Raw genomic sequence first — 24,299 nt, 5'->3', positions numbered from 1 at the left:
GCCGGCCCCTTCGGCGACGACGCCCTCGCGGAGGACCCGGCCGACTGGGACGACTGGCCGGTGGACCGCCCCACGATCCCCCACCAGGCGCCGCCGCCGGAGCCCCCAGCCGCGCGCACCCCCCACCAAAGGGCCCCCGAACAGCCCCGCCTCACCCCGGAGGAAGCCCGCACCGTCGCCTCCTGGGACCGCGACCTCGACGCCCTCACCGGCGAGCTCCTGCGCGCCCGTGACGACGTCACGGAAGTCCGCCTCCCGGCGTCGCTCACGGCGTCGCAGCTGCTGCGCCTGGCCGCCGACCCGGACGGATTCGCCCAGGAACTGGCCCGCCCCATGCCCCGCCCGCCCCAGCCCGCCGCCCGCCGCGGCACCCGCTTCCACGCCTGGGTCGAGGCCCGCTTCGAAGAGCTCACCCTGCCCATGCTGGAGCCCGAGGAACTGCCCGGCAGCGAGGCCGAGATCGCCGACGAACGGGACCTGGAGGCCCTCAAGGACGCCTTCGAGCGCACCGAGTACGCCCACCGCACGCCCTATCGCGTGGAGGCCCCCTTCCAGCTAGCGATCGCCGGCCGTGTCGTACGGGGCCGCATCGACGCCGTCTACAAGGAGGGCGACGGAGAGGACGCGACGTACGAGATCGTCGACTGGAAGACGAACCGCTCCCGCACCGCGGACCCGCTCCAGCTCGCCGTCTACCGCCTCGCCTGGGCCGAGCAGCAGGGTGTGCCCCCGGAGTCGGTCACAGCCGCGTTCCTGTACGTGCGCAGCGGGGAGGTCGTACGCCCGGACCGGCTGCCGGACCGGGCGGCGCTGGAGCGGCTGCTGCTGGAGGAGCCGCCCGGTGAGGAGTCCACGTCAGGTGAGGGGCCCGGTGAGGAACCGCACTCCGAGGACGTCAGTGCGGGCCGATAGGCTCGTGACCATGAGCCAGACCCCGGACAGTGTCGTCCGTACGTACATCGAGCAGCACCGCGCCGCCTTCCTCGACGACCTCGCCGAGTGGCTGCGCATCCCGTCGGTGTCGGCCCAGCCGGACCACGCGCCCGACGTACGACGCAGCGCCGACTGGCTCGCCGCCAAGCTGAAGGAGACCGGGTTCCCGACGGCCGAGGTCTGGCAGACCCCGGGCGCGCCCGCCGTCTTCGCCGAGTGGCCCTGTGACGACCCGCAGGCGCCCACGGTGCTGGTCTACGGCCACCACGACGTACAGCCCGCCGCCCGCGAGGACGGCTGGGACAGCGAGCCCTTCGAGCCGGTGGTCCGCGAGAACCGCCTCTACGCGCGCGGGGCGGCCGACGACAAGGGCCAGGTGTTCTTCCACACCCTCGGCATCCGCGCCCACCTCGCCGCCACCGGCCGCACCACCCCGGCGGTGCACCTGAAGCTGTTGATCGAGGGCGAGGAGGAGTCCGGCTCGCCGCACTTCCGGGCCCTCGTCGAGCAGCACGCCGAGCGGCTCGCCGCCGACGCCGTGATCGTCTCCGACACCGGCATGTGGTCCGAGGACACCCCCACGGTGTGCACCGGCATGCGCGGCCTCGCCGAGTGCGAGATACGCCTGCACGGCCCCGACCAGGACATCCACTCCGGCTCCTTCGGCGGCGCGGTGCCCAACCCGGCGACCGCCGCCGCCCGGCTGGTCGCCGCCCTGCACGACGAACACGCCCGCGTGGCGATCCCGGGCTTCTACGACGGCGTGATCGAACTCACCGACCGCGAGCGGGAACTCTTCGCCGAACTGCCCTTCGACGAGCGGCAGTGGCTGCGCGCGGCCAAGTCGCACGCCACCCAGGGTGAGGCCGGGTACAGCACCCTGGAGCGCGTCTGGGCCCGCCCGACCGCGGAGGTCAACGGCATCGGAGGCGGCTACCAGGGCCCCGGCAGCAAGACCATCGTGCCGTCCTCCGCCATGGTGAAGCTGTCCTTCCGGCTGGTGGCGGGCCAGGACCCCGACCACGTGGAGAAGGCCGTCCGCGCCTGGGCCGAGCAGCAGGTGCCCGCCGGGATCCGCTGCGAGATCACGTTCAGCGGGGCCACACGCCCGTGCCTGACGCCGCTGGACCACCCGGCCCTGAAGTCGGTCGCCCGTGCGATGGGCCGGGCCTTCGGGAAGCCGGTCCGCTTCACGCGCGAGGGCGGCTCCGGACCGGCGGCGGACCTCCAGGACGTGCTCGGCGTACCGGTGCTCTTCCTCGGCATCTCCGTCCCGTCCGACGGCTGGCACGCCCCGAACGAGAAGGTGGAACTCGACCTGCTCCTCAAGGGCGTCGAGACCACCGCGTACCTGTGGGGCGATCTCGCCGAGCACTGGCGCCATGCGCCCTGAGCGTCCTGTGCCGTCCGGACCGGCGGCGCGCGCGGGGCACACTGGAAGGGCCGCCCCGCATCGCGCCACCTCGCCGGACCCGGTCGCCTCCCGCCGTACGTCCCGCTGATCAGCCCGCCGAACCCGACCGTCCCACCGGGGAGTTGGAAGCACCCGTGACCACCTGGACCGACCAGAACGCCGACCGACCCATCTCGCTCACCGCACCGAGCGGCATCGACCGGGCCGCGCACCACCGGCTCGACGAGGCCTGGCTCGCGGCGGCGTGGAGCCACCCCTCCACGCGCTGTTTCGTGGTCTCCGGCGGCCAGGTCCTCATCGACGAGACGGCGGACGGGCGCACCGAACTCGTCATGACGCCCTCCTTCGAGGCCCCCCTCACCGAGGCCCACCGCTACTTCCTCGGCATCGACGAGGACGGCGTGAGCTACTTCGCCCTCCAGAAGGACTCGCTGCCCGGGCGCATGGACCAGTCCGCGCGGCCGGCGGGGCTGCGCGAGGCGGGCCTGCTCCTGTCGGCCCGTGACGTGGGCCTGATGGTGCACGCGGTCGGGCTGGAGAACTGGCAGCGCACCCACCGTTTCTGCTCGCGCTGCGGCGAGCGCACCGTCATCGCCGCGGCCGGCCACATCCGCCGCTGCCAGGCCTGTGGCGCGGAGCACTACCCGCGTACGGACCCGGCAGTGATCATGGCCGTGACCGATGAGGACGACCGCATCCTGCTCGGCCGCCAGGTGCACTGGCCCGAGGGCCGCTTCTCGACGCTCGCCGGTTTCGTCGAGCCCGGCGAGGCCATCGAACAGTCGGTGCGCCGCGAGGTCCACGAGGAGGTCGGCATCACCGTCGGCCAGGTCGAGTACGTCGCCAGCCAGCCCTGGCCCTTCCCCTCCAGCCTCATGCTGGGCTTCCTGGCCCGCGCCACCTCGACGGAGATCGACGTCGACGGCGACGAGATCCACGAGGCCCGCTGGTTCTCGCGCGACGAACTGCGCGCCGCCTTCGAGTCCGGCGAGGTGCTCCCGCCGTACGGCATCTCGATCGCGGCCCGCCTGATCGAGCTCTGGTACGGCAAGCCCCTCCCGACGAGAAGCGCCGCCTGACGGCGCTGCCCCGGACGGTTGCGGCAAGGCCCTGGACGCGGGCTGCGGCGACGGCCTGCTCACCCGCAAGCCCGCAGCACGCGCGGCATCCGTCACCGGCGTGGACCGCTCGCCGGCGATGATCGGACTCGCCCGCGGGTACGCGCACGTGCCCGTACTCGGAGGCGGACTTCCTCGCCGACGGGTCCCTGCCCGACGGCGCGTACGACCTCGTCAGCGCGGTCGCCGTGGTCCACCACGCGCCGTTCGAGGAGGCGGCGACTGGGTGGTCAGCGCGTGCGGCGTTCCCGCGAGCATGCTGTACGCACGGCTGAACGGCGCAAGAGAGGCCCGGCCGGCATGCCCATGCTGCGTCTGGCGCCGCACGCTGCTGTGGCGCTACGTCGTGGTGTGGGACAGACCACGAGAAGGCGGCCCCTGAGCTGCCTCAGGAGCCGCCTTCCCCGCACAACCGCCGGCGACTACGCGCCGATCTTCTGCTTCACCTGAGCCAGCGACGGGTTGGTGAGGGTGGAGCCGTCCGGGAACAGAACGGTGGGCACCGTCTGGTTTCCGCCATTCGCCTTCTCCACGAACGCGGCGGACTCCGGGTCCTGCTCGATGTTGATCTCGGTGTAAGCGATGCCCTCGCGGTCCATCTGGCTCTTCAGCCGACGGCAGTAACCGCACCAGGTGGTGCTGTACATCGTGACAGTGCCCAGCATGTCTGTCGTGCTCCTTCGGTGGCTCGGGGGCGGGTGCTCGCAGTGGTGGAACGTATGTGAAAGGTCCACCATTCCCCGCCCCGCCCCCGCCGCACGTGACGCCTGCCGCATTCGTACGACTATCAGTGCCTGCCTGTGGACAACCGGCACAGCCGTTTCGCGCGACCTGGCAGCATGGCTGTGTGACAGCAGCAACGCATTCCACCCTGTTCCCGCAGGTACCGGACTCCGCCGACGCGGTGCTCGACGGGCTCGATCCCGAGCAGCGCGAGGTGGCCACGGCCCTGCACGGTCCGGTGTGCGTCCTGGCGGGTGCCGGCACGGGCAAGACCCGGGCGATCACCCACCGCATCGCCTACGGAGTGCGCGCCGGTCTCCTCCAGCCCTCCAGCGTGCTCGCCGTCACCTTCACCAACCGCGCCGCCGGGGAGATGCGGGGCCGGCTGCGCCAGCTCGGCGCCGCCGGCGTCCAGGCGCGCACGTTCCACTCGGCGGCTCTGCGCCAGCTCCAGTACTTCTGGCCGAAAGCGATCGGCGGCTCCATGCCCCGGCTCGTCGACCGCAAGATCCAGCTCGTGGCGGATGCGGCCGCCGCCTGCCGCATCCGCCTCGACCGTGGCGAGCTGCGGGACGTCACCGCAGAGATCGAGTGGTCCAAGGTCACCCAGACCGTCCCGGCCGACTACGCGCCCGCCGCCGCCAAGGCCGGCCGCGAGACCCCCCGCGACCCCGCCGAGATCGCCCAGCTCTACGCCGCCTACGAGGACGTCAAGCGCGAGCGCTCCGTCATCGACTTCGAGGACGTGCTGCTGCTGACCGTGGCCGTCCTCCAGGACCGGCACGACATCGCCGAGCAGGTCCGCGCCCAGTACCAGCACTTCGTCGTGGACGAGTACCAGGACGTCAGCCCCCTCCAGCAGCGCCTGCTGGAACTGTGGCTGGGCGACCGGGACAGCCTGTGCGTCGTCGGCGACGCCAGCCAGACGATCTACTCGTTCACGGGAGCGACACCGGACCATCTGCTCGACTTCCGCACCCGCCACCCCGGCGCCACGGTCGTCAAGCTGGTCCGCGACTACCGCTCCACCCCCCAGGTCGTCCACCTCGCCAACGGCCTGCTCGCCCAGGCGAAGGGCCGCGCCGCCGACCACCGCCTGGAGCTCGTCTCCCAGCGCGCCCCGGGGCCCGAGCCGGTCTACACCGAGTACACGGACGAACCCGCCGAGGCGGAGGGCGCGGCCCGGCGCATCCGCGAGCTCATCGACGCGGGGGTCCCGGCCGCCGAGATCGCCGTCCTCTTCCGGACGAACGCGCAGTCCGAGACCTACGAGCAGGCCCTCGCCGACGTCGGAGTGCCCTACCAGCTGCGCGGCGCCGAGCGGTTCTTCGACCGCCCGGAGGTGCGCAAGGCCAGCGTCGCCCTGCGTGGCGCGGCCCGCTTCGGCGGCAACGACTCCCTGCTGGACGACGCCGTCGACCTGCCCTCCCAGGTACGCGCCGTGCTGTCGGGGGAGGGCTGGACACCGCGGCCACCGGCCGGCTCGGGCGCCGTGAGGGAACGCTGGGAGTCCCTGGCCGCCCTGGTGAACCTCGCCCAGGACTTCGGCACCGCCAAACCCGGCGCGACCCTGACGGACCTCGTCGCCGAGCTCGACGAACGGGCGAACGCCCAGCACGCCCCCACCGTGCAGGGCGTCACCCTCGCCTCCCTGCACTCGGCCAAGGGCCTGGAGTGGGACGTCGTCTTCCTGGTCGGTGTCGCCGAGGGCATGATGCCGATCACCTACGCCAAGACCGACGAACAGATCGAGGAGGAGCGCCGCCTCCTGTACGTCGGCGTCACCCGCGCGCGGGAACGCCTCCACCTCTCCTGGGCCCTCTCCCGTTCCCCCGGAGGCCGCGCCAACCGCCGCCCCAGCCGCTTCCTCGACGGGCTGCGCCCTGGTTCGACGGCCACCACGGCCCGTACCGCCGCCGGCAGTACGGGCGGCATCGAGCGCGGAATTCCCGGAACCAGGGGTTCCGCCCCGAGACGAGTCCAGCGAACGCCCGCCCGCTGCCGAGTCTGCGGCCGCACGCTCACCGACGCGGGCGAGATGAAGCTGATGCGCTGCGACGACTGCCCCTCCGACATGAACGAGGGTCTCTACGAGCAACTGCGCGAGTGGCGCGCCGACCAGGCGCGACGCAGTGGCCAGCCCGCCTTCTGCGTCTTCACCGACAGGACCCTGATGGCCATCGCCGAGACCGCGCCCGACGACGAGCACGAGCTGGCGCGCATCCCGGGCGTGGGGATGCGCAAGCTCAATCGCTACGGAGCCGACGTACTGGCCATCTGTGCAGGCCAGTACGCCGGAGGAGACACGGATCAGGACTGACACGAACTCGTCGAAAAAATAGTTTGCGCATGCCCCAGCAATCCCCATAGGTTCTTAGGCACGAGAGCAGCGGCCTTCTCGGAGGCCCTGATTCCGTGTTGTACTTGCATATCCGCAGGACTGGTTCACCCAGTCCCCCGAGACGCCGAGAGGAGGCGAGTCCAGTGATCAGCATCAACACCAGCTCCGTCAGCATCGTGAAAATGACCGATCGCTCGGCCGTCTCCGCGTGCATGCTCGGCGTTTCGAACCTGGGCACCGGTCTGTCCGGCATTCGTGCCGCGCGTCCGGCGTCCTCCTCCGTTGCTCCCGCGGGCCTTCCCGTCCGTGAGCGCAATGAGCGACCGACCAAGGCACTGGAAGCGGCAGTAGTGGCACAGGCGCAGGCCTATGCCTTTGCGGCGACCGGTGCCGGATTCCGGAAGCAGACGACGCAGCACCACCAGATGTGGGCCTTCCGTGGGCCAGAACCCTGGAGTGATCCAGCCTGATCGCCGATCAGGCCGGCGCCTTCAGGGCCGCGGAACCCCATCCGGGATCCGCGGCCCTTCTGTTTGTCCCTGAACAGGGACGACGGACCGAAGGAGCCTCGGGACAAGAAAAGAACCCGGTACCAGCCGCCCCCCGGCCAACAGGCCGGAACGACCAGACGAGGAAGACGAACCGTGCAACTCGAAGCGCACGCCCCGTCCGTACCGCCTTCCGAAACGATCCCCAAGCCCGGCTCCACGGAGGACTCCGCCTTGACCCCGCTCACCGCGCTCACCGCGCTCGACGACGCCATCGAGAACCTCGGCGTACCCGTCCCGTGCCGTTCCTACGACCCGGAGGTCTTCTTCGCCGAGTCGCCCGCGGACGTCGAGTACGCCAAGTCCCTCTGCCGCACCTGCCCGTTGGTCGAGGCCTGCCTCGCCGGCGCCAAGGAGCGGCGTGAGCCCTGGGGCGTCTGGGGTGGCGAGCTGTTCGTCCAGGGTGTCGTCGTCGCCCGGAAGCGGCCGCGTGGCCGCCCGCGCAAGAACCCGGTCACGGCATGAACACCGCAGGAACGATCGACCGTCCCCTCACGCACGACCCCCAGAAGCAGGCCCCGATGAAGCCGTCCACTTACGAGCCCGCCGGCTCCGCGACCCAAGACTTCACCACCACCGGCGCGAAGGACTCGCGTCAGAACAGGACCCGAGAGATGCAACTCATCCCAGAAGCCATGGCTCGCGCGCATATGCGCGAGCGACTGCAAGAGGCGGAGCGGGAACGCCCGGCCGTGCGCCTGGCGACCGCCCGCCGGATGCAGCGCAGGGCGGAGCGCGCCTCACGGCGTGCCCGCCGGGCGCTGGCCATGGCGGTCATGCAGTAACCGACCTCACCTGAAGCGGTGGCCTCCCGACCCCGGGAGGCCGAGCTCTCCCCGCGGGGGCCGGTCCGTGCCGAACGGACCGGCCCCCGCGGTGCGTTGTGCACCGTGGACGATCGGGTACGGCGATATCGTCGCCGTGTGACGAGTCCTCCCGGAAGCGGTGACGATGGCTCCGCCGCGGAGCCTCAGCCGTTCGTGTGCGACCGCTGCGGCACGTCGGCCGGCACCCTGGCCGACGGCCCACCACTCACGTGGACCCACTCCGTCGAGAACGGCGTCCGCCGCTACTTCTGCGAGACCTGCTCCCGGGAGAACCTCAGGTCGATCGAGGGACGCCTGGACTCGGACTGGTGGTGAGGCGCGGCACCGGTCACCCGTGGCGTCCGCTGAGGCTCACGCCTCCGCCACCGACGCCTCGCCGTCCGCCGGGTCCTCCGGGACGAACCCCGGCAGCCACTCCTCCAACTCCTCGCGCAGCCGCACCGTCGCCCCCAGCTGGCACAGCACGCCGATCGTGCTCAGCGTCACCCGATGGATCAGCAGATACGACGGGGGCAGGTTGAGCTGCTTGCCCAGCTGGTAGGCGGGGGAGCGCGGGTCCGCGATGCGGGCCGCCTGGCTGCGCATCCAGCCGCGCGTGAACGTGAACTCCTCGACCTCGGCCGGTTCGATGATCGGCAGCAGATAGTCCAGGACCGCGTCGGGATCCAGTTCTATGGTCTCCTTCACGAACCCCTCCGCGCACAGGAGCTCGTAGACCGCCTCGGCCTCCCCGTCGAGGGTCATCCGCAGGGATTCGCCGATGGTGGCCGGCAGACCGCCCGGGAGACGGTCGACCGTGCCGAAGTCCAGGACACCCAGGCGCCAGTCGTCCTCACCCTCCGGGCCGCCGGGCAGCAGCCGGAAGTTGCCCGGGTGCGGGTCGGCGTGCAGCAGGCCGGTGCGGGCGGGGCCGGAGAACAGGAAGCGGGCCAGGAGCTGACCGGCCCGGTCGCGCTGCTCCTGGGAGCCGTCCGCGATGATCTCCGACAGCGGGATGCCGTCCATCCACTCCGTGATCAGGACCTGGTCGGACTGGTGCACCACCTGCGGCACGATCACGTCCGGGTCGTCCGTGAACTCCTCGGCGTGGGCCTGCTGGGCCTGGGCCTCCAGGCCGTAGTCCAGCTCCTCCGAGACGCGGTCCTTCAGCTCCGTGATCAGCGGCTTGATGTCCATGCCGGGGATCAGCGGGCCGAGCAGGCGGGAGAAGCGGCTCAGCTGGTTCAGATCCGACAGCAGGGCCTCGCCGGCGCCCGGGTACTGCACCTTGACCGCTACCTCGCGGCCGTCATGCCACACCCCTCGGTGCACCTGGCCGATCGAGGCCGCCGCGGCGGGCTTGTCCTCGAACTCCAGGAACAGCTCGTGCCAGCCCTCGCCCAGCCGCTCCTCGAGCACCGCGTGCACGGTGCGCGTCGGCATCGGCGGCGCAGCCTCCTGGAGCTTGGTCAGCGCCGCCCGGTAGGGGCCGGCCACCTCTTCGGGCAGTGCCGACTCGAAGACGGACAGGGCCTGGCCGAACTTCATCGCGCCGCCCTTGAGCTCGCCCAGCACCTTGAACAGCTGGTCGGCCGTGCGCTGTTGGAGTTCGCGGCCGACGAGCTCCGCTGACTCGCCGACGATCCGCTTGCCGAATCCCCAGGTCGCCCGCCCGGCGATGCCGAGCGGGAGCGCGGCGAGCTTGGCGGTCCGGGTGACCGCCTTCCGGGGAAGATCAGACATGCGCCCTCCAAGTCCCAGCCGGCCGCTTCGCCGCTGCCTTACGGCACTGCGCCGACGGCCGTTGCACCGCCATTGTCTCGTGTGACTCCCCATCCTCCGAGGGGTGCTCCCTCTTTCCTCTCTCCGCCGTCCCGCACGGGCATGCCGGATGCGCCCGGACCGGCCGCGCATGCCAGTGGAGACCGGGCACGGTGACCTCCCAGCGCGCCCCGGCGCTCGACGGAACCCGGCCGTCCAGGAAGGTGAGCGCGTGGGCGGCGGCCAGTCCGGCCACAGTAGTGGCCAGCGTCAGGTCGCAGGGCCGCACCTGCCGCTGCCCGCCGGAGCGCCACTGGGCGACCAGACGCGGCCAGGCCGGATCCCGGTCCGTACGGCTCTCGTGCAGACACCCCGCGCAGCCCGTCTCCCCGGGCAGGACGAGCGGGCCGACCACCCCGGTCCCCTCCACGACCCCGGCGTACAGATGGGGTGTCCCGGAGGACATCAGGGGTTCGGCGGCCGACGGGTCGGGCGCGTGCACGGCGACATCGTCGCGTGGGGCGACGATCACCAGCGAGAAGCCCGGGTCGCCTTCCGCCGGGGATGTCCGGGCTGCCGTGCGGCGCGGCGGCCGGTCCGGGGCCGCGCGGCGCACGGCCCGGCGGGCCGACTCGTCCCTGCGGTCGCCGACGGCCTCCGCGGGGAGCCCGCCCGGAGCGACGTCCCAGGGCTCCACACGGCCGCCGTCGCGCACGTCGACCTCGCCCACACCCGCCCCCGACAGCAGCGACGCCAGCACGGCACCCACCCGGCCCGCGCCCCGCACCTGCACGCGCTGCGAGCGCCGGGCGGCCAGATGCCGCATCGCGTCGCCCGGGTCGGAGGTGGTCAGGGACAGGGACGCAAGGTCGGGACGCAGCCGGTCGAGGGCCTCCTTCTTCCGCCGCAGGGCGTCGGCGGCCGGCCCGCCGCCCCGTGCATCGTCGAGGAGCCCGGCCCGGGCGAGCCGCCGCACCAGCCCGTCGACATGGCCGTCGGGCAGATCCATCCGGCGTCCCTCCTCGCGCAGCAGCTCCAGCCCCCGAGTGCCGTTCAGCAGATCGAGGAAGCTGCCCGTCGCCAGGTCCATCGGGCCGAGCGTCATCGCATGCGCCGGGGTCATCCCGAACTGCACGGTGTTGAGGTCGCGCCAGCCGCGCCTGAGCGCGGGTTTCACCATCGGATGCATGACAGGCCCCCCGTATGCCATAGATCGTCCCCGTATGCCGCGCGTCGAACCCGGTCACGGCCGGCCTGGTCCCGGGCCGGGCCTGTCCGTCGCTTCGCCGACAAGAGCCAGCATGCCCAAACCCGTCGCCGGCTGCAGAAAGTTGTCCACAGGCACGGGCATTCGTCGTACAAATCCGGCGGCCGGCGGGGGGCCTCGACATCGAACCCTCTCGGAGCCGGGACTTCCCCGGGTACAGCGGGTAACGTCGGGGCGTGCCCGCCGACCCACTGCACCGCGCCGGAAAGCCACAGCGCAGCACGACGAGCCAGCCGCCGAGCGGCTCGGGGGCGAGCGCGATCGAGGTCCGCAGGAGCGCCCGCCGACGCAGAACGGTCTCCGCGTACCGCGAGGGCGATCGCACCGTCGTGCTCATCCCCGCCCGGATGTCCGAGGCCGAGGAGCAGCGCTGGGTGAACGTCATGCTCGACAAGCTGGCCGCCCAGGAGAGCAAGCGGGCCTTCGGCGACGCCGAGCTGGCCGAGCGGGCACGACGCCTTTCGGACCAGTACTTCGGCGGGCGGGCCCGGCCCGCTTCGGTGCGCTGGGTGACCAACCAGAACACGCGCTGGGGATCCTGCACCCCGTCCGAGGGCAGCATCCGCCTGTCCCACCGCCTCCAGGGCATGCCCGAGTACGTCGTCGACTACGTCCTCGTCCACGAACTCGCCCATCTGCTCGTCCCCGGACACGGCCCCCGCTTCTGGGAGTTGCTGGAGGCCTATCCGCGCACGGAGCGTGCCCGGGGCTACCTCGAAGGCGTCGTCGCGGCCGAGCGGTTGCCCCATGTGCCCGGTGCGCGGGGTGAGCGTCCCGAGGGCTGAGTGACCCGTGGGCGGAGCACCCGCGGTGAGCTCCGGGGTAAGTGACCGCTTTCCGCGAGAGAGCAGCCGATACGGCCGGGCACGGGTTCTGTACCGGGTCTGTACCGACTTCGTCCGGTGTCCGAGTTTGCCGTTAGCCTGGCGCGACGCAATCACGTTCTGGATGGGGGACGGTCGTTACGCATGGCCAGGGAATTCCAACGCGGCCACAAGGCCAGGATCAGTGACCTCACAGCGGGCACGGATCTGTACGTAGGCGTGCAGATCTCCGGCCCCGGACTGAGCTTCGACATCAGCTGCTTCGGCCTCGACGCCGACGAACGGCTCTCGGACGACCGGTACTTCGTCTTCTACAACCAGCCGAAGTCCCCCGAGGAGTCCATTCAGCTCCTGGGCGCCCAGGCGGGCGATACGGAGTCCTTCCGGGTCACGCTCGACCGGATCCCGCCGCAGATCCAGAAGCTGTCCTTCACGGCGACGATCGACGGCGCCGGTCAGATGTCGCAGATCGCCCCCGGCTACATCCGCATCGTCGCGGGCGGCGAGGAGGTGGCCCGCTACCCCTTCAACGGCTCGGAGTTCTCCACCGAACGGGCCGTGATGCTCGGCGACTTCTACCTGAAGGACGTCTGGCGGTTCGCCGCCGTCGGGCAGGGCTTCGACGGCGGTCTCGACGCGCTGCTGAAGAACTTCGGCGGCGAGGTGGCCGAGGAGGAGACGCCCGCGCCGCCCGCGCCCGCCGCGCAGCAGCCGCAGGCCGGCGCCGCCCCGGGCTTCGCACCGCCCGCGTTCGGCGTCCCCGGCACCCCTGAACCCGCCCCGGCTCCCGCACCAGCAGCGCCCCCGGCCCCCGCTCCGGCTCCCCAGCCCGCCGCGCAGGGCTTCGCGCCCCCGCCCGGCGCCACTCCGCCTCCGGCCCCGGCCCCGGCGCCCGCACCCCAGGTGCACGCCGCCCCGACCATCGTCGCGCCCATGAACACCCCGCCCGGCGGCTCCCCGGTGCCGCCCCCGCCCCCGGCCCCGGCCCCGGCCCCGGCGCCGTACGGCCAGCCGGGCCAGCAGCAGCCGCCGTACGGCCAGGTCCCCGGCCAGACCGCCCCGCCGCCCCCCGGCTACGGCCAGCCCCAGGCAGCGCCTCAGGCACCCCATGCCCCGGCCCCGCCCCCGGGATACGGCCAGCCCACACCGCCCCCGGGCTACGGCCAGCAGCCGCCCTTCGGGCAGCAGCCAGGGCAAGCCCCCTACGGAGCGCCGCAGGGCGCGCCTCAAGGAGCTCCCCAGGGAGCACCGCAGGGCGCCGGTGTCGCCGCCGCGCTCCAGAAGTTCAAGGAGACCCCCACCGGGCAGCGCTGGACGCAGCAGAACAAGAAGCTCGTCCGCGTCGACCTCGGCATCGGCGGGCAGCCCGTGCTGGCCCGGCAGGGCAGCATGGTGCTCTACCAGGGCAAGGTCGACTTCAGTTACAAGGGCGCCGGATTCGCCGGCCGGATCGTGGGCAACGCGACCGGCCAGGAGATGCAGCTGATGCGCTGTACCGGCCAGGGACAGGTGTTCCTCGCCGAGGACTCCACGATGCTGCACCCCATCGAGCTCCAGGGTGACGGCATCTGCGTCTCCGCCGAGAACGTCCTCGCCTTCGACGAGAGCCTCCAGTACGAGGTGCGCCGCATCGAGGGGCACGGCATCCCCGGGGGTGCGCTGTTCACGATGCAGTTCACGGGCACCGGCACGATCGTCGTGAAGACCCACGGCACGCCCGTGGTCCTGCCGGTCACGCCCACCACGTTCGCCGACTGCAACGCCGTGGTCGCCTGGTCGGCCGCCGCCCAGGTGGTCGTCTCCAGCCAGGTGCGGATGCGCCGCAACGCCTACCCGGGTGACACCGGGGAGAGCGTCAACCTCCAGTTCCGGGGAGCGCCCGGGAACTTCATCGTCGTCCAGCCGTACGAGGTCTGAGGGAGCCCGTCATGACACAGCAGCTCGCGGGCCACGCCCCCGCACCCGTCACCGCCCGCATGGAGAACCACGGCAACCACATGCTGAAGGTCGCCATGCAGACCGGGAACGACCTCCTCGCGCGCGTGGGGTCGATGGTCGCCTACGAGGGGTTCGTGCAGTACGAGCCCAACCCGCCGGCCGTGCGCCAGATCGCGAAGGACTGGATGACCGGCGAGGGCGCACCCCTGATGAAGTGCTCCGGTGACGGCCTGCTCTACCTCTCCGACTACGGGGCGAACGTCGTCGTGATCAACCTCAACGGCGACGGCATCTCCGTCAACGCCACCAACCTGCTCGCCTTCGACGCCCACCTCACGTGGGGCGTCGAGCGGGTCAAGAGCCTGGCGAAGTTCGCCGGACAGGGCCTGTGGAACACCAGGATCTCCGGGCAGGGCTGGGTGGCGCTGACCTCCCGGGGCAAGCCCATCGTCGTCGACTGCGGAGGCGGCGAGGACGAGACGTACGTCGACCCCGACGCCCTGGTCGCCTGGTCCCCGAACCTCAAGGTGAAGGGCAAGCGCAGCTTCCGGGCACAGTCGCTGATCGGCCGCGGCAGCGGCGAGGCCTACCAGATGGCCTTCTCCGGTCAGGGCATCGTCGTCGTCCAGCCCAGCGAGGACAGCACCGACCGCCTCCGGGTCCGGGGCTGAGGGGGAGCAACACGCCATGCAGAGCCCGATTTTCGCCTACAACGAGCAGCAGACCCAGGACCGCTGGAGTCTGCAGAACAAGCAGATGCTGCGCGTCGCCCTGGAGGGCCACGACGACATCCTGGCCCGCAAGGGCACCATGGTCGCCTACCAGGGCCTCGTCGAGTTCGACGCCGAGTACCAGAGCAACAACCAGGCACGCTCGCGTGCGCACACCGGTGAGGGACTCGACCTGATGCGCTGCCACGGGCAGGGCACGGTCTACCTCGCCAACCTCAAGCAGCACGTCCACGTCATGGAGGTGGAGCAGGACGGCCTCACCGTCGACAGCAGCTATGTGCTGGCGATGGACTCATCCCTGCACCACGAGGTCATCGCCGTCGACAGCCTCTACGGCATCTCCGGCTCCGGGAAGTACCAGCTCAACATCACCGGTCGGGGCAAGATCGCCCTGATGACCTCGGGCATGCCGCTGCTGATGCAGGTGACGCCCGACAAGTACGTCAACTGCGACGCCGACGCGATCGTCGCCTGGTCGACGAGCCTGCGGGTGCAGATGCAGGCCCAGACGCACTCCTCCGGGGTGTGGCGGCGCCGCGGCAGCACCGGCGAGGGCTGGGAGCTGAGCTTCATGGGCACCGGCTTCGCGCTCGTGCAGCCCAGCGAGCTGCTGCCGCCGCAGAACGCCCAGATCGGCTCGGGCCTCGCCGCGCAGTACGGCATGGGCCAGCAGGGAGCACGCGGGCAGAACCAGGGCAACGTCTGGAACTGAGCAACCACGGACCGGACAAGGCGTAAGGGGCGACCGCCCATGCGGTCGCCCCTTACGCCTGTCAGGTCACGAGCCTCACACCTGTCGCCTCCAGGCTCAGGCCGTGAGCCTCGCGCGTGTCGCCTCCAGCAGGCGGACGACCGACTCGTCGGCCACCTCCGCCACCTCGTCGTACCCGAACCAGCGCACGTCGAGCGACTCGTCGCTGATCGCGTGCGCGGCGTCCCGGGGCGCCAGGACCGCGTACTGGACGTCGAAGTGGCAGTGGCACGGCGGCGGGATCGGGTGCCGGTCCAGGCGTACCGGGCCGCCCGGCAGCAGCGAGAGCCCGGAGACACCGGACTCCTCCGTCGCCTCACGCAGGGCCGTGGCCGCCAGGGAGCTGTCGCCCGGCTCGCAGTGGCCGCCCATCTGGAGCCACTTCCGGAGCTTTCTGTGCAGCGTCAGCAGAACCCGCCCGGCCTCGGGGTCGATCACCAGGGCGCTCGCCGTGATGTGGCCCGCGTGGCAGGCCTTCCAGAGGCCGTCCGGGTGTTCCGCCAGATGGTCGAGGTAGGCCTGGCGCAGCTCCGTCTGGTCCTCGTACTCCTTGAGCACGAGGACCGCGTCGTCGTACAGGCTCACTCTGCGTCGTCGCCCTTGTTCTCGCCCTCGCCCTCGTCCTTCTTCTTCAGGTCGGGCTTGTCCGCCGCCTCGCCGAGCATCTTGTCCAGCTCGGAGAAGTCGATCTGCTCGCGGTGCACGAAGCCGTCCGGGTCGTCCAGGTCGGTGGCCGTCGGCAGCATGTCCGGGTGGTGCCACAGGGCGTCCCGGCCGTCGACACCGCGGGCGTCGGTGAGCGAGGCCCACAGCCGGGAGGCGTCACGCAGGCGGCGCGGGCGCAGCTCCAGGCCGATCAGCGTGGCGAACGTCTGCTCCGCCGGGCCGCCCGAGGCGCGGCGGCGGCGCAGCGTCTCGCGCAGGGCGTCGGCGGACGACAGACGGGGCTTCGCGGCGGCGTGGACCACGGCGTCGACCCAGCCCTCCACGAGCGCCAGAGCCGTCTCCAGACGCGCCAGGGCGGCCTTCTGCTCAGGCGTGTCCTCGGGCTGGAACATGCCCTGCTGGAGGGCTTCCTGGAGCTGCTCGGGGTTCTGCGGGTCGAACTGGCCGACGACGTCCTCGAGCTTGGCCGTGTCGACCTTGATCCCGCGGGCGTAGCCGTCGACCGCGCCGAACAGATGCGAGCGCAGCCACGGCACGTGCGCGAAGAGCCGCTGGTGGGCGGCCTCGCGCAGGGCGAGATACAGCCGCACCTCCTCCTGGGGGACGCTCAGGTCCTTGCCGAACGTCTCGATGTTCACCGGCAGCAGCGCCGCCTTGCCGGCCGGGCCCAGCGGCAGGCCGATGTCGGACGAGCCGACGACCTCGCCGGCGAGCACGCCGACGGCCTGCCCGATCTGCGTACCGAACATGGCACCGCCCATCGAGCGCATCATGCCGATCAGCGGGCCGGCCATGGCCTGCATCTCCTCCGGCAGGACGTCGCCCATGGCGGTGCCGACGCGCTCGGCGACCGGGTCGACGAGCTCCTTCCAGGCGGGCAGGGTCGCCTCGACCCACTCGGCGCGGCTCCAGGCCACGGCCGAGCCGGCACCGGACGGCAGCGACGTGGCGTCGTCGAGCCACAGGTCGGCGAGGCGGACGGCCTCCTCGACGGCCTTGCGCTCGGCGGGGCCGACGCTGGTGTCCTTGGTGCCGTCGGGACTGCCCTGGGAGACCGTCTGGCGGGCGATCTGCTTGGCCATGTCCCAGTTCACCGGCCCGCCCTCGTAGGAGAGCATCTGGCCCAGCTGCTGGAACGCGGCGCCCAGGTCGTTGGGGTTCAGGGAGCCGAACATGGCTGCGAACGGATTGTCCGCACCGGGGCCGCCGGGGCCGCCGCCGAATCCTCCGGCTCCGGGCAGGCCGCCGAAACCGAACGGATTGGCCGGTCCCTGACCACCACCGCTCTGCTGGTCCTTCTTCTTGCCCTCGTCGCCGTCGTCCGGCTCCTCCGGCGGAAGGCCGAATCCGAATGGGGTGTCACTCACGGGATTCCTCGGCTGGTAGGGCCGCCGGTTCTTTCCGGCGGCGCGGCTGCCCGACAACACCACCCAGCGTAGACACCCGGGGCGGATCGGGCCTCGGTGCTTCGCCGACTGACAGCCTGCGGCAGGATGGATGCCACCTGGTACGCACGCGTCGCTCGCGCTCGTACTGAAGACAACCGCTGGAGACGCCCGGTGAGTTCCCCAGATCCGCAGGTTCGCGCAGCGCGAAACCAGTCAACCAGTTCCGCGAGTCCCGCGGCACGCGGACCCGTCGTCGCGGTCACCGGTGCCGCGTACGGCGTCGGCGCCCTGCTCACCGAGCAGCTCGCCGCGTCCGACGAGGTCAAGCAGGTCGTCGCCATCGACGAGCGGCGCGGTGAGTGCGCTGCGGCGCAGTGGCACATCCTGGACGTACGGGATCCGGCCATCGCGGAGAAGCTGCGGGGCGCCGACGTGGTGGTGCACCTGGCGCTGGACCTGGACCTGGAGACCGACGCCGCCGCCCGAACGGCCTACAACGTACGGGGGACGCAGACCGTCCTGACGGCGGCCGCGGCGGCCGGGGTGCACCGGGTCGTGCTGTGCACCTCGGCGATGGTCTACGGGGCGCTGCCGGACAACGAGCTTCCGCTCTCCGAGGACGCGGAGCTGCGGGCCACGGCGGAGGCGACGGGCGTCGGCGACCTGCTGGAGATCGAGCGGCTGGCACGGCGGGCACCACGGGCGCACCCGGGGCTGAACGTCACCGTGGTGCGGCCGGCGATCCTGGTGGGAGGCACGGACACCGCGCTGACCAGGTACTTCGAGTCTCCCCGGCTGCTCGTCGTCGCCGGGTCGCGGCCCGCGTGGCAGTTCTGCCACGTCGAGGACCTGTGCAGCGCGCTGGAGTACGCCGTCCTGGAGAAGGTCGACGGGGAACTGACCGTCGGGTGCGACGGGTGGCTGGAGCAGGAGGAGGTCGAGGAGCTCAGCGGCATCCGGCGGATGGAGCTGCCGTCGGCGGTCGCGCTGGGTGCGGCGGCGCGCCTGCACCGCATCGGGCTCACGCCGTCTCCGGCCGGGGACCTGGCGTACACGATGTACCCCTGGGTGGTCAGTGGCAGCCGGCTGCACGACGCGGGGTGGCGGCCGCGGTACACCAACGAGGAGGTGCTGGCGGAGCTCCTGGAGGAGGTCTCCGGCCGGCACACGGTGGCCGGGCGGCGACTGGGCCGCAAGGACGCGACGGCCGCGGGTGCCGCGGGTGCGACGGTGGCGCTGCTGGGCGCGGCGGCGGTGGTGCGGCGGGCGCGGAAGGCCCGGCGGCGCATCTGACCCGCCCCGCCGGCCCGGCCTCTCCGGGTCCCGTCGTAGGAGGGTCCAACGCGCACCCGCGCGTGCCGGTCGATAGCTCTATTCCGCGCTGTCGGTCGCGTGCGGCACGATGGGGGCATGGCATCCACGAGCGATCACCCCGGTGAGCAGGCCGCGCAGGACCCGATCAAGCTGATCGGGATCCGGGACACGGCTCTCTCCGTGGACGAGGTGTTCCGGGCGGTCGGGGACGACGCGGCGGGCGGCACCGCGCTCTTCGTCGGGACGGTGCGCAACCACGACGGGGGTGCCGACGTGGCGGAGCTGGGGTATTCCTGCCACCCCAGTGCGGAGGCCGAGATGAGGCGGATCGCCGAGAAGGTCGTCACGGAGTTCCCGGTGCGGGCGCTGGCGGCCGTGCACCGGGTGGGGGATCTGCGGGTCGGTGACCTCGCCGTGGTCGTCGCCGTCTCGTGTCCGCACAGAGGGGAGGCCTTCGAGGCCTGCCGGAAACTGATCGACGATCTCAAGCACGAAGTGCCCATCTGGAAGCACCAGAAGTTCTCCGACGGCACCGAGGAGTGGGTGGGCGCCTGCTGAATCCGGGACGCGGTTTTCCGGTTGCGTAACCGGACCCCTGGCGTGAGCGTTGTCACTGCGGATGGTTAATCTGCTGATCAGTCAGTTGCGGACGCTCAAGGGGTTGGAGGTCGGCATGGCGGCGCTCGCCTGGTTGCTGATTCCGCTTGTGGCTGCGATCGGCGCGGGCCTCTGGGGCAGTTGGGCCAACCGGACCCGCAAGGTCCGTGGCGACGGCCCGGAGCTCATCGGTTACGCCCGCTTCCGGGAGGCCATGGAGAAGCCCCGGCCGGGTAGCTGACGGCCAGGAAAAGAGCAGGTCACAGGCGTTTGAAACCATAGGGCCGCCCCGGACGGGCGGCCCTGACGGTGCGCTGACAGGACCGTCCCGTACTGTCGAGTCATGCCACGCCGCACCGCGACGATGCTCGCCTCCACCCTGATGCTGATCGCGCTCCTGTGCGCGGGAGTGTTCATCCCCGTGCCGTATTCGGAGATGTCCCCGGGGCCGACGGTGAACACGCTGGGCGATCACGGCGGCGAGCCGGTGCTCCACATTTCCGGGCGGAAGACGTATCCGACCAGTGGCCATCTGAACATGACGACGGTCCGGGTCACCAGCGCCGACTACCGGATGAACCTGGTCGAGGCCGTCTACGGCTGGCTCGCGCACGACAACAAGGTGGTGCCGCACGAGACGCTCTACCCGGACGGCAAGACCGAGGAGCAGTCCACGCAGGAGAACGCCGAGGAGTTCAGCCAGTCCCAGGAGAGCGCCAAGGTCGCCGCGCTGAAGGAACTCGACGTGCCGGTGAAGTCGTGGGTCATCGTCTCGACGGTCGTCAAGGGTTCCCCGGCCGAGGGCAAGCTGCACGCCGGGGACGTGATCAAGGCCGTCGACGGTACGGCGGTGAAGGAGCCGGCCGACGTCGCGAAGCTCGTCACGAAGCACGAGCCGGGCCAGGACGTCCGCTTCACGATCGTGCCCGCCAAGGAGCAGGCCGCCGCGGAGAAGGAGAAGCGGACGCCGACGAAGACGCAGGACGTCACCATCACGACGACGACGTCGGACGACGACGGCAAGAAGCGGGCCATCGTGGGGATCTCCGCGGGGACGGACCACACGTTCCCGTTCACCATCGACATCAAGCTGGCCGACGTCGGCGGGCCGAGCGCCGGTCTGATGTTCGCGCTCGGCATCTACGACAAGCTCACGCCCGGCAGCCTGACCGGGGGCAAGTTCGTGGCCGGTACCGGGACGATCGACGACGAGGGCAAGGTCGGTCCCATCGGCGGCATCGAGATGAAGACCGTGGGTGCGCGGGCCAAAGGCGCGCAGTACTTCCTGACGCCCGCCGACAACTGCGAGGCCGCCGCCAAGGACACCCCCGAGGGCCTCACGCTCATCAAGGTGAAGACCATCAAGGACGCCCTCGGCGCTCTCAAGGACCTCCGCAGCGGCGACACCGCCGATCTGCCGAAGTGCGGCACGTAGTCCACCGGGCCGGGGACCGGCCCGGGCCGCGCAGCCGCCCGGCTAGTCCTCGAACGTCGCCGCCAGTGCCTCCGCCAGACCCGGTACCAGGTCGGAGCCGGTGAGGACCTCCGTCGGGGAGTCCTTCTCGCGCAGGCGCAGGGCCGACTCACGCGTGCCGTCCCGCAGGACCGCGACCGTCATACGGACCTCCTGACGGTCCGGGTGGTCCGCCACCCACTTCGAGAGCGCGGCCTCGTCCAGGCCCTGCGGAACCTGGGCCTCCGCGGACGGCGGCAGCATCAGGCGCTCCACGGCGAGGGCGCAGCCGGCCACCGCGTCGGGCCAGGCGATGGTGGCCAGGAACTCGTCGAGCGGCTTGCCCGTTGGCACTTCGTCCTGCTCGATCGGGGTGAGGCCGGAGGTTTCCGACTCGTCGTCCAGACCGAGCCGGTCCGCGAGCGAGGGCTGTTCGGCCCGGAGCCGGGCGGTGTCGACGAGTGCGAAGAGGCGGGCTGACTGGTCCCAGCCGAGGCCGGAGACGTACTCGTCGATCTCGAGTACGGCCCGGGTGAGCGGGCTCGCCGCCATGGGAGTGTTGGACATGGTCACAATCCTGCCTCGTTCCCGGCCGGAATCGGGAACCGAGTAAACGGTGAGTAAGTTGCATAGGTGGGGGCCCGCGATCACGGGGGCCACGGACGGTCCGTGAAGACGCGGGCCTTACGAATCAACAGCGAACTTCGAGGTGCGCACCTTGGCTTTCCAGATGCCGGACCGCGGCGGAGGCCCGACAGGGCCGCGGATCAGAGTGGGCCGCCCGTCCCGGCGTGTCCGGACCCTGCTCATGACACTGGGCGTCCTGGCCGTCCTCGGCATGGTGTTCACCATGTTCGCGGGCTTTTGGACGGACTGGCTCTGGTACCGGTCGGTGAACTACTCGTCGGTCTTCACCACCACCCTGTGGACCAAGATCGGGCTCTTCTTCGTCTTCGGCCTGCTCATGGCCCTCGCGGTCGGGGTCAACATCTGGCTGGCGCACCGCCTGCGGCCGCCGCTGAGCGCCATGTCCATGGAGCAGCAGAACCTCGACCGCTACCGGATGGGCATCGCGCCCTACAAGAAGTGGCTGCTGCTCGGGATCACGGCCCTGGTGGGCCTGATCGCCGGAGCCTCCGCGTCCGGCCAGTGGCGGACGTGGCTGATGTGGGTCAACGGCGTGCCCTTCGGCCAGAAGGACCCCCAGTTCAAGCTGGACGTCTCCTTCTACGCCTTCGACCTGCCTTTTTACCGCTTCCTGCTCGGCTTCGGCTTCGCCGCCGCGATCCTGTCCGTGATCGCCGCCGCGCTCACGCACTACCTGTACGGCGGGCTGCGCGTCACCAGCCCCGGCGCCCGCGCCACGGCGGCGGCCACCGGGCACCTGTCGGTGCTCATCGGCATCTTCGTGGCCCTGAAGGCGGTCGCGTACTGGCTCGACCGGTACGGACTGGCCGTGAAATCCAGCGACTTCAGGGCGACCGACAACTGGACGGGCCTGAGGTACGTCGACGCCAACGCCTACCTGCCGGCCAAGACGATCCTGTTCTGCATCGCCGTCATCTGCGCACTGCTGTTCTTCGCCACCCTGTGGCGGCGCACCTGGCAGCTGCCCGTGATCGGCTTCGGCCTGATGGTGCTCTCCGCGATCCTCATCGGCGGCCTCTACCCGGCGATCGTGCAGAAGTTCCAGGTCCAGCCGAACGAGCAGGCCAAGGAAGCGCCGTACGTCGAGAAGAACCTCGAGGCGACGCGCAAGGCCTACGGCATCGACGGCACCAAGGTCACCGACTACTCGGGCACCAGCAAGACCGAGGACAAGACCACGCTCCGCGACGACGTCGGCTCCACGGCGAGCATCCGGATCATGGACCCGAACATCGTCTCGCCGACGTTCCAGCAGCTCCAGCAGATCAGGAACTACTACGCGTTCCCGAACAACCTGGACGTCGACCGCTACAGCAAGGACGGCAAGGACCAGGACACGGTCATCGGCCTGCGCGAGCTGAACCTGGCGGGCATCCCGAAGAAGAACTGGATCAACAACCACTTCCGTTACACCCACGGCTACGGAGTGGTCGCCGCCGAGGGCACCAGTGCCGACGCCCAGGGCCGTCCGAACTTCACGGAGTCCGACCTGCCCTCCGAGGGCGACCTCGGCACGTACGAGCAGCGGGTCTACTACGGCGAGAAGACCACCACGTACTCGATCGTCGGCGGTCCCCAGAAGGAGATCGACTACTCCGACGACAACGGCGAGAAGACCACCAGCTACAAGGGTGACAGCGGGGTCGACCTCTCCAACCCGGTCAACCGGGCCGCGTACGCGGTGGCGTTCGGCGAGCCGCAGATCCTGTACTCCGGCGCCATCGGCGACGGTTCGCGGATCCTCTACAACCGCACGCCCAAGGAGCGCGTCGAGGCGGTGGCCCCCTGGCTGACCATCGACGGCGATGCCTACCCGGCGGTGGTGAACGGCCGTATCGAGTGGATCGTCGACGCGTACACGACGACGAACGGCTACCCGTACTCCTCGCGCACGACCCTCGGTGACACCACCGCCGACTCGCTGACCGCGACCAACAACAACCGCGCGGTGGTGGCCCAGCAGAACCAGGTCAACTACATCCGCAACTCGGTGAAGGCGACCGTCGACGCGTACACCGGTGAGGTCAAGCTCTACCAGTGGGACACCAAGGACCCGGTCCTGAAGACCTGGATGAAGGCCTTCCCGGACACGGTGAAGCCCAAGAGCGACATCTCCAAGGACCTGATGGACCACCTGCGCTACCCGCAGGACCTGTTCAAGGTGCAGCGGGAGCTGCTCACGCGCTACCACGTGAAGGACGCGACGACGTTCCTCAGCGGCAGCGAGGTGTGGCAGGTGCCGGACGACCCGACGAACCGGTCGGGCAACGCGGTGCCGCCGTACTACCTGAGCATGAAGATGCCCGACCAGAAGGCACAGGCGTTCTCACTGACGACGACCTTCACGCCCAACGGCCGGGACAACCTCAGCGCGTTCATGGCGGTCGACGCCGAGGCGGGCGCCAGTGACTACGGCAAGATCAGAATCCTGAAACTGCCGACGAACACGACGGTCAACGGACCCAAGCAGGTCCAGAGCCAGTTCAACTCCCAAGAGGACATCGCCGAGTCCATCAGGCTCCTGAGAGGCGGCGACTCCGAAGTCGAGTACGGCAACCTGCTGACGGTGCCGCTCGACGGCGGACTGCTCTACGTGGAGCCGGTCTACGTACGCGGTGGTGGACTGAAGTACCCGCTGCTGCGCAAGGTGCTGGTCACCTACGGAGGCCAGACCGCGTTCGAGAACACGCTCGACGAGGCCCTCAACAAGATCTTCGGGACGGACGGCGCGGCCCCCGAGCCACCGGACGAGGGTGACACCACGACGCCACCGCCGACGTCCGACAACCCGACGGTCCAACAGGCCCTGGAGGACGCCCAGAAGGCGTTCGACGCGGGCCAGGAGGCCCTGAAGAACAACGACTGGGAGGCGTACGGCCGGGCGCAGAAGGACCTCGAGGACGCTCTGAAGCGGGCCGAGGACGCGCAGGCCGAGGCCGGCCGCGGGGGCGGCGAGAGCAAGCCCAGCGCGGGCCCGAGCGGCAGTCCGAGCCCGAAGCCGAGCAGTTAGGGCCCTGGCCTGGTCAAATGCCCACCCCGCGTCGTGATACGGTTGTGAACACAACGGCGCGGGGTGGA

24 protein-coding genes are annotated in these 24,299 nt (G+C 70.9%); 18 read left to right on the top strand and 6 right to left on the bottom strand.

Annotated features, from left to right (window positions below):
* The 4 genes from GTY47_RS21555 to GTY47_RS21540 form a co-directional block, all read left to right on the top strand.
* The coding region (locus GTY47_RS21555) for a PD-(D/E)XK nuclease family protein (protein WP_010047672.1) at positions 1-912 on the top strand (912 nt) is incomplete at its 5' end.
* 10 nt (positions 913-922) lie between these two features.
* Complete coding sequence (locus GTY47_RS21550; protein WP_010047671.1) at positions 923-2,326, top strand: dipeptidase; 1,404 nt, start codon at positions 923-925, stop codon at positions 2,324-2,326.
* A gap of 155 nt (positions 2,327-2,481) precedes the next feature.
* On the top strand, positions 2,482-3,426 hold the full coding sequence (nudC, locus tag GTY47_RS21545; protein WP_010047669.1) for an NAD(+) diphosphatase: 945 nt from the start codon (positions 2,482-2,484) through the stop codon (positions 3,424-3,426).
* Between the two features lie 31 nt (positions 3,427-3,457).
* Positions 3,458-3,847, top strand: a complete 390-nt coding sequence (locus GTY47_RS21540; protein ID WP_086012601.1) for a methyltransferase domain-containing protein — start codon at positions 3,458-3,460, stop codon at positions 3,845-3,847.
* A gap of 40 nt (positions 3,848-3,887) precedes the next feature.
* Here GTY47_RS21540 and GTY47_RS21535 read toward each other — a convergent pair whose 3' ends face one another.
* Positions 3,888-4,130, bottom strand: coding sequence for a mycoredoxin (locus GTY47_RS21535; protein WP_003992805.1), 243 nt, complete (start codon positions 4,128-4,130; stop codon positions 3,888-3,890).
* Between the two features lie 182 nt (positions 4,131-4,312).
* Between GTY47_RS21535 and GTY47_RS21530 the strand changes: the two genes are divergently transcribed.
* The 5 genes from GTY47_RS21530 to GTY47_RS21510 all read left to right on the top strand — a co-directional run bounded on the left by GTY47_RS21530 (position 4,313) and on the right by GTY47_RS21510 (position 8,219).
* A complete protein-coding gene (locus tag GTY47_RS21530) occupies positions 4,313-6,508 on the top strand; it encodes an ATP-dependent DNA helicase UvrD2 (RefSeq protein ID WP_173937248.1) in 2,196 nt (731 codons plus the stop codon).
* Positions 6,509-6,672: 164 nt separating this feature from the next.
* Entirely contained in the window at positions 6,673-6,999 is a 327-nt protein-coding gene (locus tag GTY47_RS21525; protein ID WP_078602984.1) for a hypothetical protein, read from the top strand.
* A gap of 174 nt (positions 7,000-7,173) precedes the next feature.
* The gene (locus GTY47_RS21520) at positions 7,174-7,542 is read left to right on the top strand and encodes a WhiB family transcriptional regulator (protein ID WP_010047663.1); all 369 of its coding nucleotides are present in this window, start codon (positions 7,174-7,176) and stop codon (positions 7,540-7,542) included.
* Complete coding sequence (locus GTY47_RS21515; RefSeq protein ID WP_010047662.1) at positions 7,539-7,862, top strand: hypothetical protein; 324 nt, start codon at positions 7,539-7,541, stop codon at positions 7,860-7,862. The genes GTY47_RS21520 and GTY47_RS21515 overlap by 4 nt, the downstream gene beginning before the upstream one ends.
* Before the next feature lie 138 nt (positions 7,863-8,000).
* The gene (locus GTY47_RS21510) at positions 8,001-8,219 is read left to right on the top strand and encodes a hypothetical protein (protein WP_078602983.1); all 219 of its coding nucleotides are present in this window, start codon (positions 8,001-8,003) and stop codon (positions 8,217-8,219) included.
* 36 nt (positions 8,220-8,255) lie between these two features.
* Here the strand turns inward: GTY47_RS21510 and GTY47_RS21505 are convergent, their stop codons facing one another.
* Entirely contained in the window at positions 8,256-9,626 is a 1,371-nt protein-coding gene (locus GTY47_RS21505; protein ID WP_010047659.1) for an AarF/ABC1/UbiB kinase family protein, read from the bottom strand.
* Complete coding sequence (locus GTY47_RS21500; protein ID WP_010047653.1) at positions 9,619-10,833, bottom strand: TOMM precursor leader peptide-binding protein; 1,215 nt, start codon at positions 10,831-10,833, stop codon at positions 9,619-9,621. The genes GTY47_RS21505 and GTY47_RS21500 overlap by 8 nt, the downstream gene beginning before the upstream one ends.
* A gap of 254 nt (positions 10,834-11,087) precedes the next feature.
* On the opposite strand from GTY47_RS21500, the gene GTY47_RS21495 reads away from it, so the two are divergent.
* The 4 genes from GTY47_RS21495 (at position 11,088) to GTY47_RS21480 (ending at position 15,116) form a co-directional block, all read left to right on the top strand.
* The gene (locus GTY47_RS21495) at positions 11,088-11,696 is read left to right on the top strand and encodes a M48 family metallopeptidase (protein ID WP_010047651.1); all 609 of its coding nucleotides are present in this window, start codon (positions 11,088-11,090) and stop codon (positions 11,694-11,696) included.
* A 183-nt stretch (positions 11,697-11,879) separates the two neighbouring features.
* Positions 11,880-13,652 (top strand): TerD family protein, encoded by a 1,773-nt coding sequence (locus tag GTY47_RS21490; protein WP_010047648.1) that lies wholly within the window; start codon positions 11,880-11,882, stop codon positions 13,650-13,652.
* Between the two features lie 11 nt (positions 13,653-13,663).
* The gene (locus GTY47_RS21485) at positions 13,664-14,344 is read left to right on the top strand and encodes an AIM24 family protein (RefSeq protein WP_010047647.1); all 681 of its coding nucleotides are present in this window, start codon (positions 13,664-13,666) and stop codon (positions 14,342-14,344) included.
* Positions 14,345-14,360: 16 nt separating this feature from the next.
* Positions 14,361-15,116 (top strand): AIM24 family protein, encoded by a 756-nt coding sequence (locus GTY47_RS21480; RefSeq protein ID WP_010047645.1) that lies wholly within the window; start codon positions 14,361-14,363, stop codon positions 15,114-15,116.
* 96 nt (positions 15,117-15,212) lie between these two features.
* Here the strand turns inward: GTY47_RS21480 and GTY47_RS21475 are convergent, their stop codons facing one another.
* Positions 15,213-15,740: an NUDIX hydrolase gene (locus tag GTY47_RS21475; RefSeq protein ID WP_010047643.1), complete on the bottom strand. Its 528-nt coding sequence runs from the start codon at positions 15,738-15,740 to the stop codon at positions 15,213-15,215.
* On the bottom strand, positions 15,737-17,188 hold the full coding sequence (locus GTY47_RS21470; RefSeq protein ID WP_010047641.1) for a zinc-dependent metalloprotease: 1,452 nt from the start codon (positions 17,186-17,188) through the stop codon (positions 15,737-15,739). The genes GTY47_RS21475 and GTY47_RS21470 overlap by 4 nt, the downstream gene beginning before the upstream one ends.
* Before the next feature lie 192 nt (positions 17,189-17,380).
* Here GTY47_RS21470 and GTY47_RS21465 point away from each other — a divergent pair, with 192 nt between their 5' ends.
* From GTY47_RS21465 to GTY47_RS21455, 4 genes are all read left to right on the top strand, one after another.
* On the top strand, positions 17,381-18,502 hold the full coding sequence (locus tag GTY47_RS21465) for an SDR family oxidoreductase (RefSeq protein ID WP_010047640.1): 1,122 nt from the start codon (positions 17,381-17,383) through the stop codon (positions 18,500-18,502).
* A 117-nt stretch (positions 18,503-18,619) separates the two neighbouring features.
* Positions 18,620-19,081 carry a molybdenum cofactor biosynthesis protein MoaE gene (locus GTY47_RS21460; protein WP_010047639.1) on the top strand — a complete coding sequence of 154 codons (462 nt, stop codon included), beginning with the start codon at positions 18,620-18,622 and terminating at the stop codon, positions 19,079-19,081.
* 61 nt (positions 19,082-19,142) lie between these two features.
* A complete protein-coding gene (locus tag GTY47_RS40335) occupies positions 19,143-19,361 on the top strand; it encodes a hypothetical protein (protein ID WP_010047638.1) in 219 nt (72 codons plus the stop codon).
* A gap of 102 nt (positions 19,362-19,463) precedes the next feature.
* Positions 19,464-20,555: a PDZ domain-containing protein gene (locus GTY47_RS21455; RefSeq protein WP_010047636.1), complete on the top strand. Its 1,092-nt coding sequence runs from the start codon at positions 19,464-19,466 to the stop codon at positions 20,553-20,555.
* Between the two features lie 42 nt (positions 20,556-20,597).
* Here the strand turns inward: GTY47_RS21455 and GTY47_RS21450 are convergent, their stop codons facing one another.
* The gene (locus tag GTY47_RS21450) at positions 20,598-21,140 is read right to left on the bottom strand and encodes a PPA1309 family protein (protein ID WP_010047635.1); all 543 of its coding nucleotides are present in this window, start codon (positions 21,138-21,140) and stop codon (positions 20,598-20,600) included.
* 163 nt (positions 21,141-21,303) lie between these two features.
* On the opposite strand from GTY47_RS21450, the gene GTY47_RS21445 reads away from it, so the two are divergent.
* Positions 21,304-24,231: a UPF0182 family protein gene (locus GTY47_RS21445; protein ID WP_078602982.1), complete on the top strand. Its 2,928-nt coding sequence runs from the start codon at positions 21,304-21,306 to the stop codon at positions 24,229-24,231.
* Positions 24,232-24,299: the final 68 nt, after the last annotated feature.

It is taken from the genome of Streptomyces sp. SID5464 (assembly GCF_009862985.1).
In the GTDB taxonomy this organism is placed as follows: domain Bacteria; phylum Actinomycetota; class Actinomycetes; order Streptomycetales; family Streptomycetaceae; genus Streptomyces; species Streptomyces chartreusis_D.
Note: the sequence above shows the minus strand (reverse complement) of the source record. Positions and strands in the feature narration are given on the sequence as shown.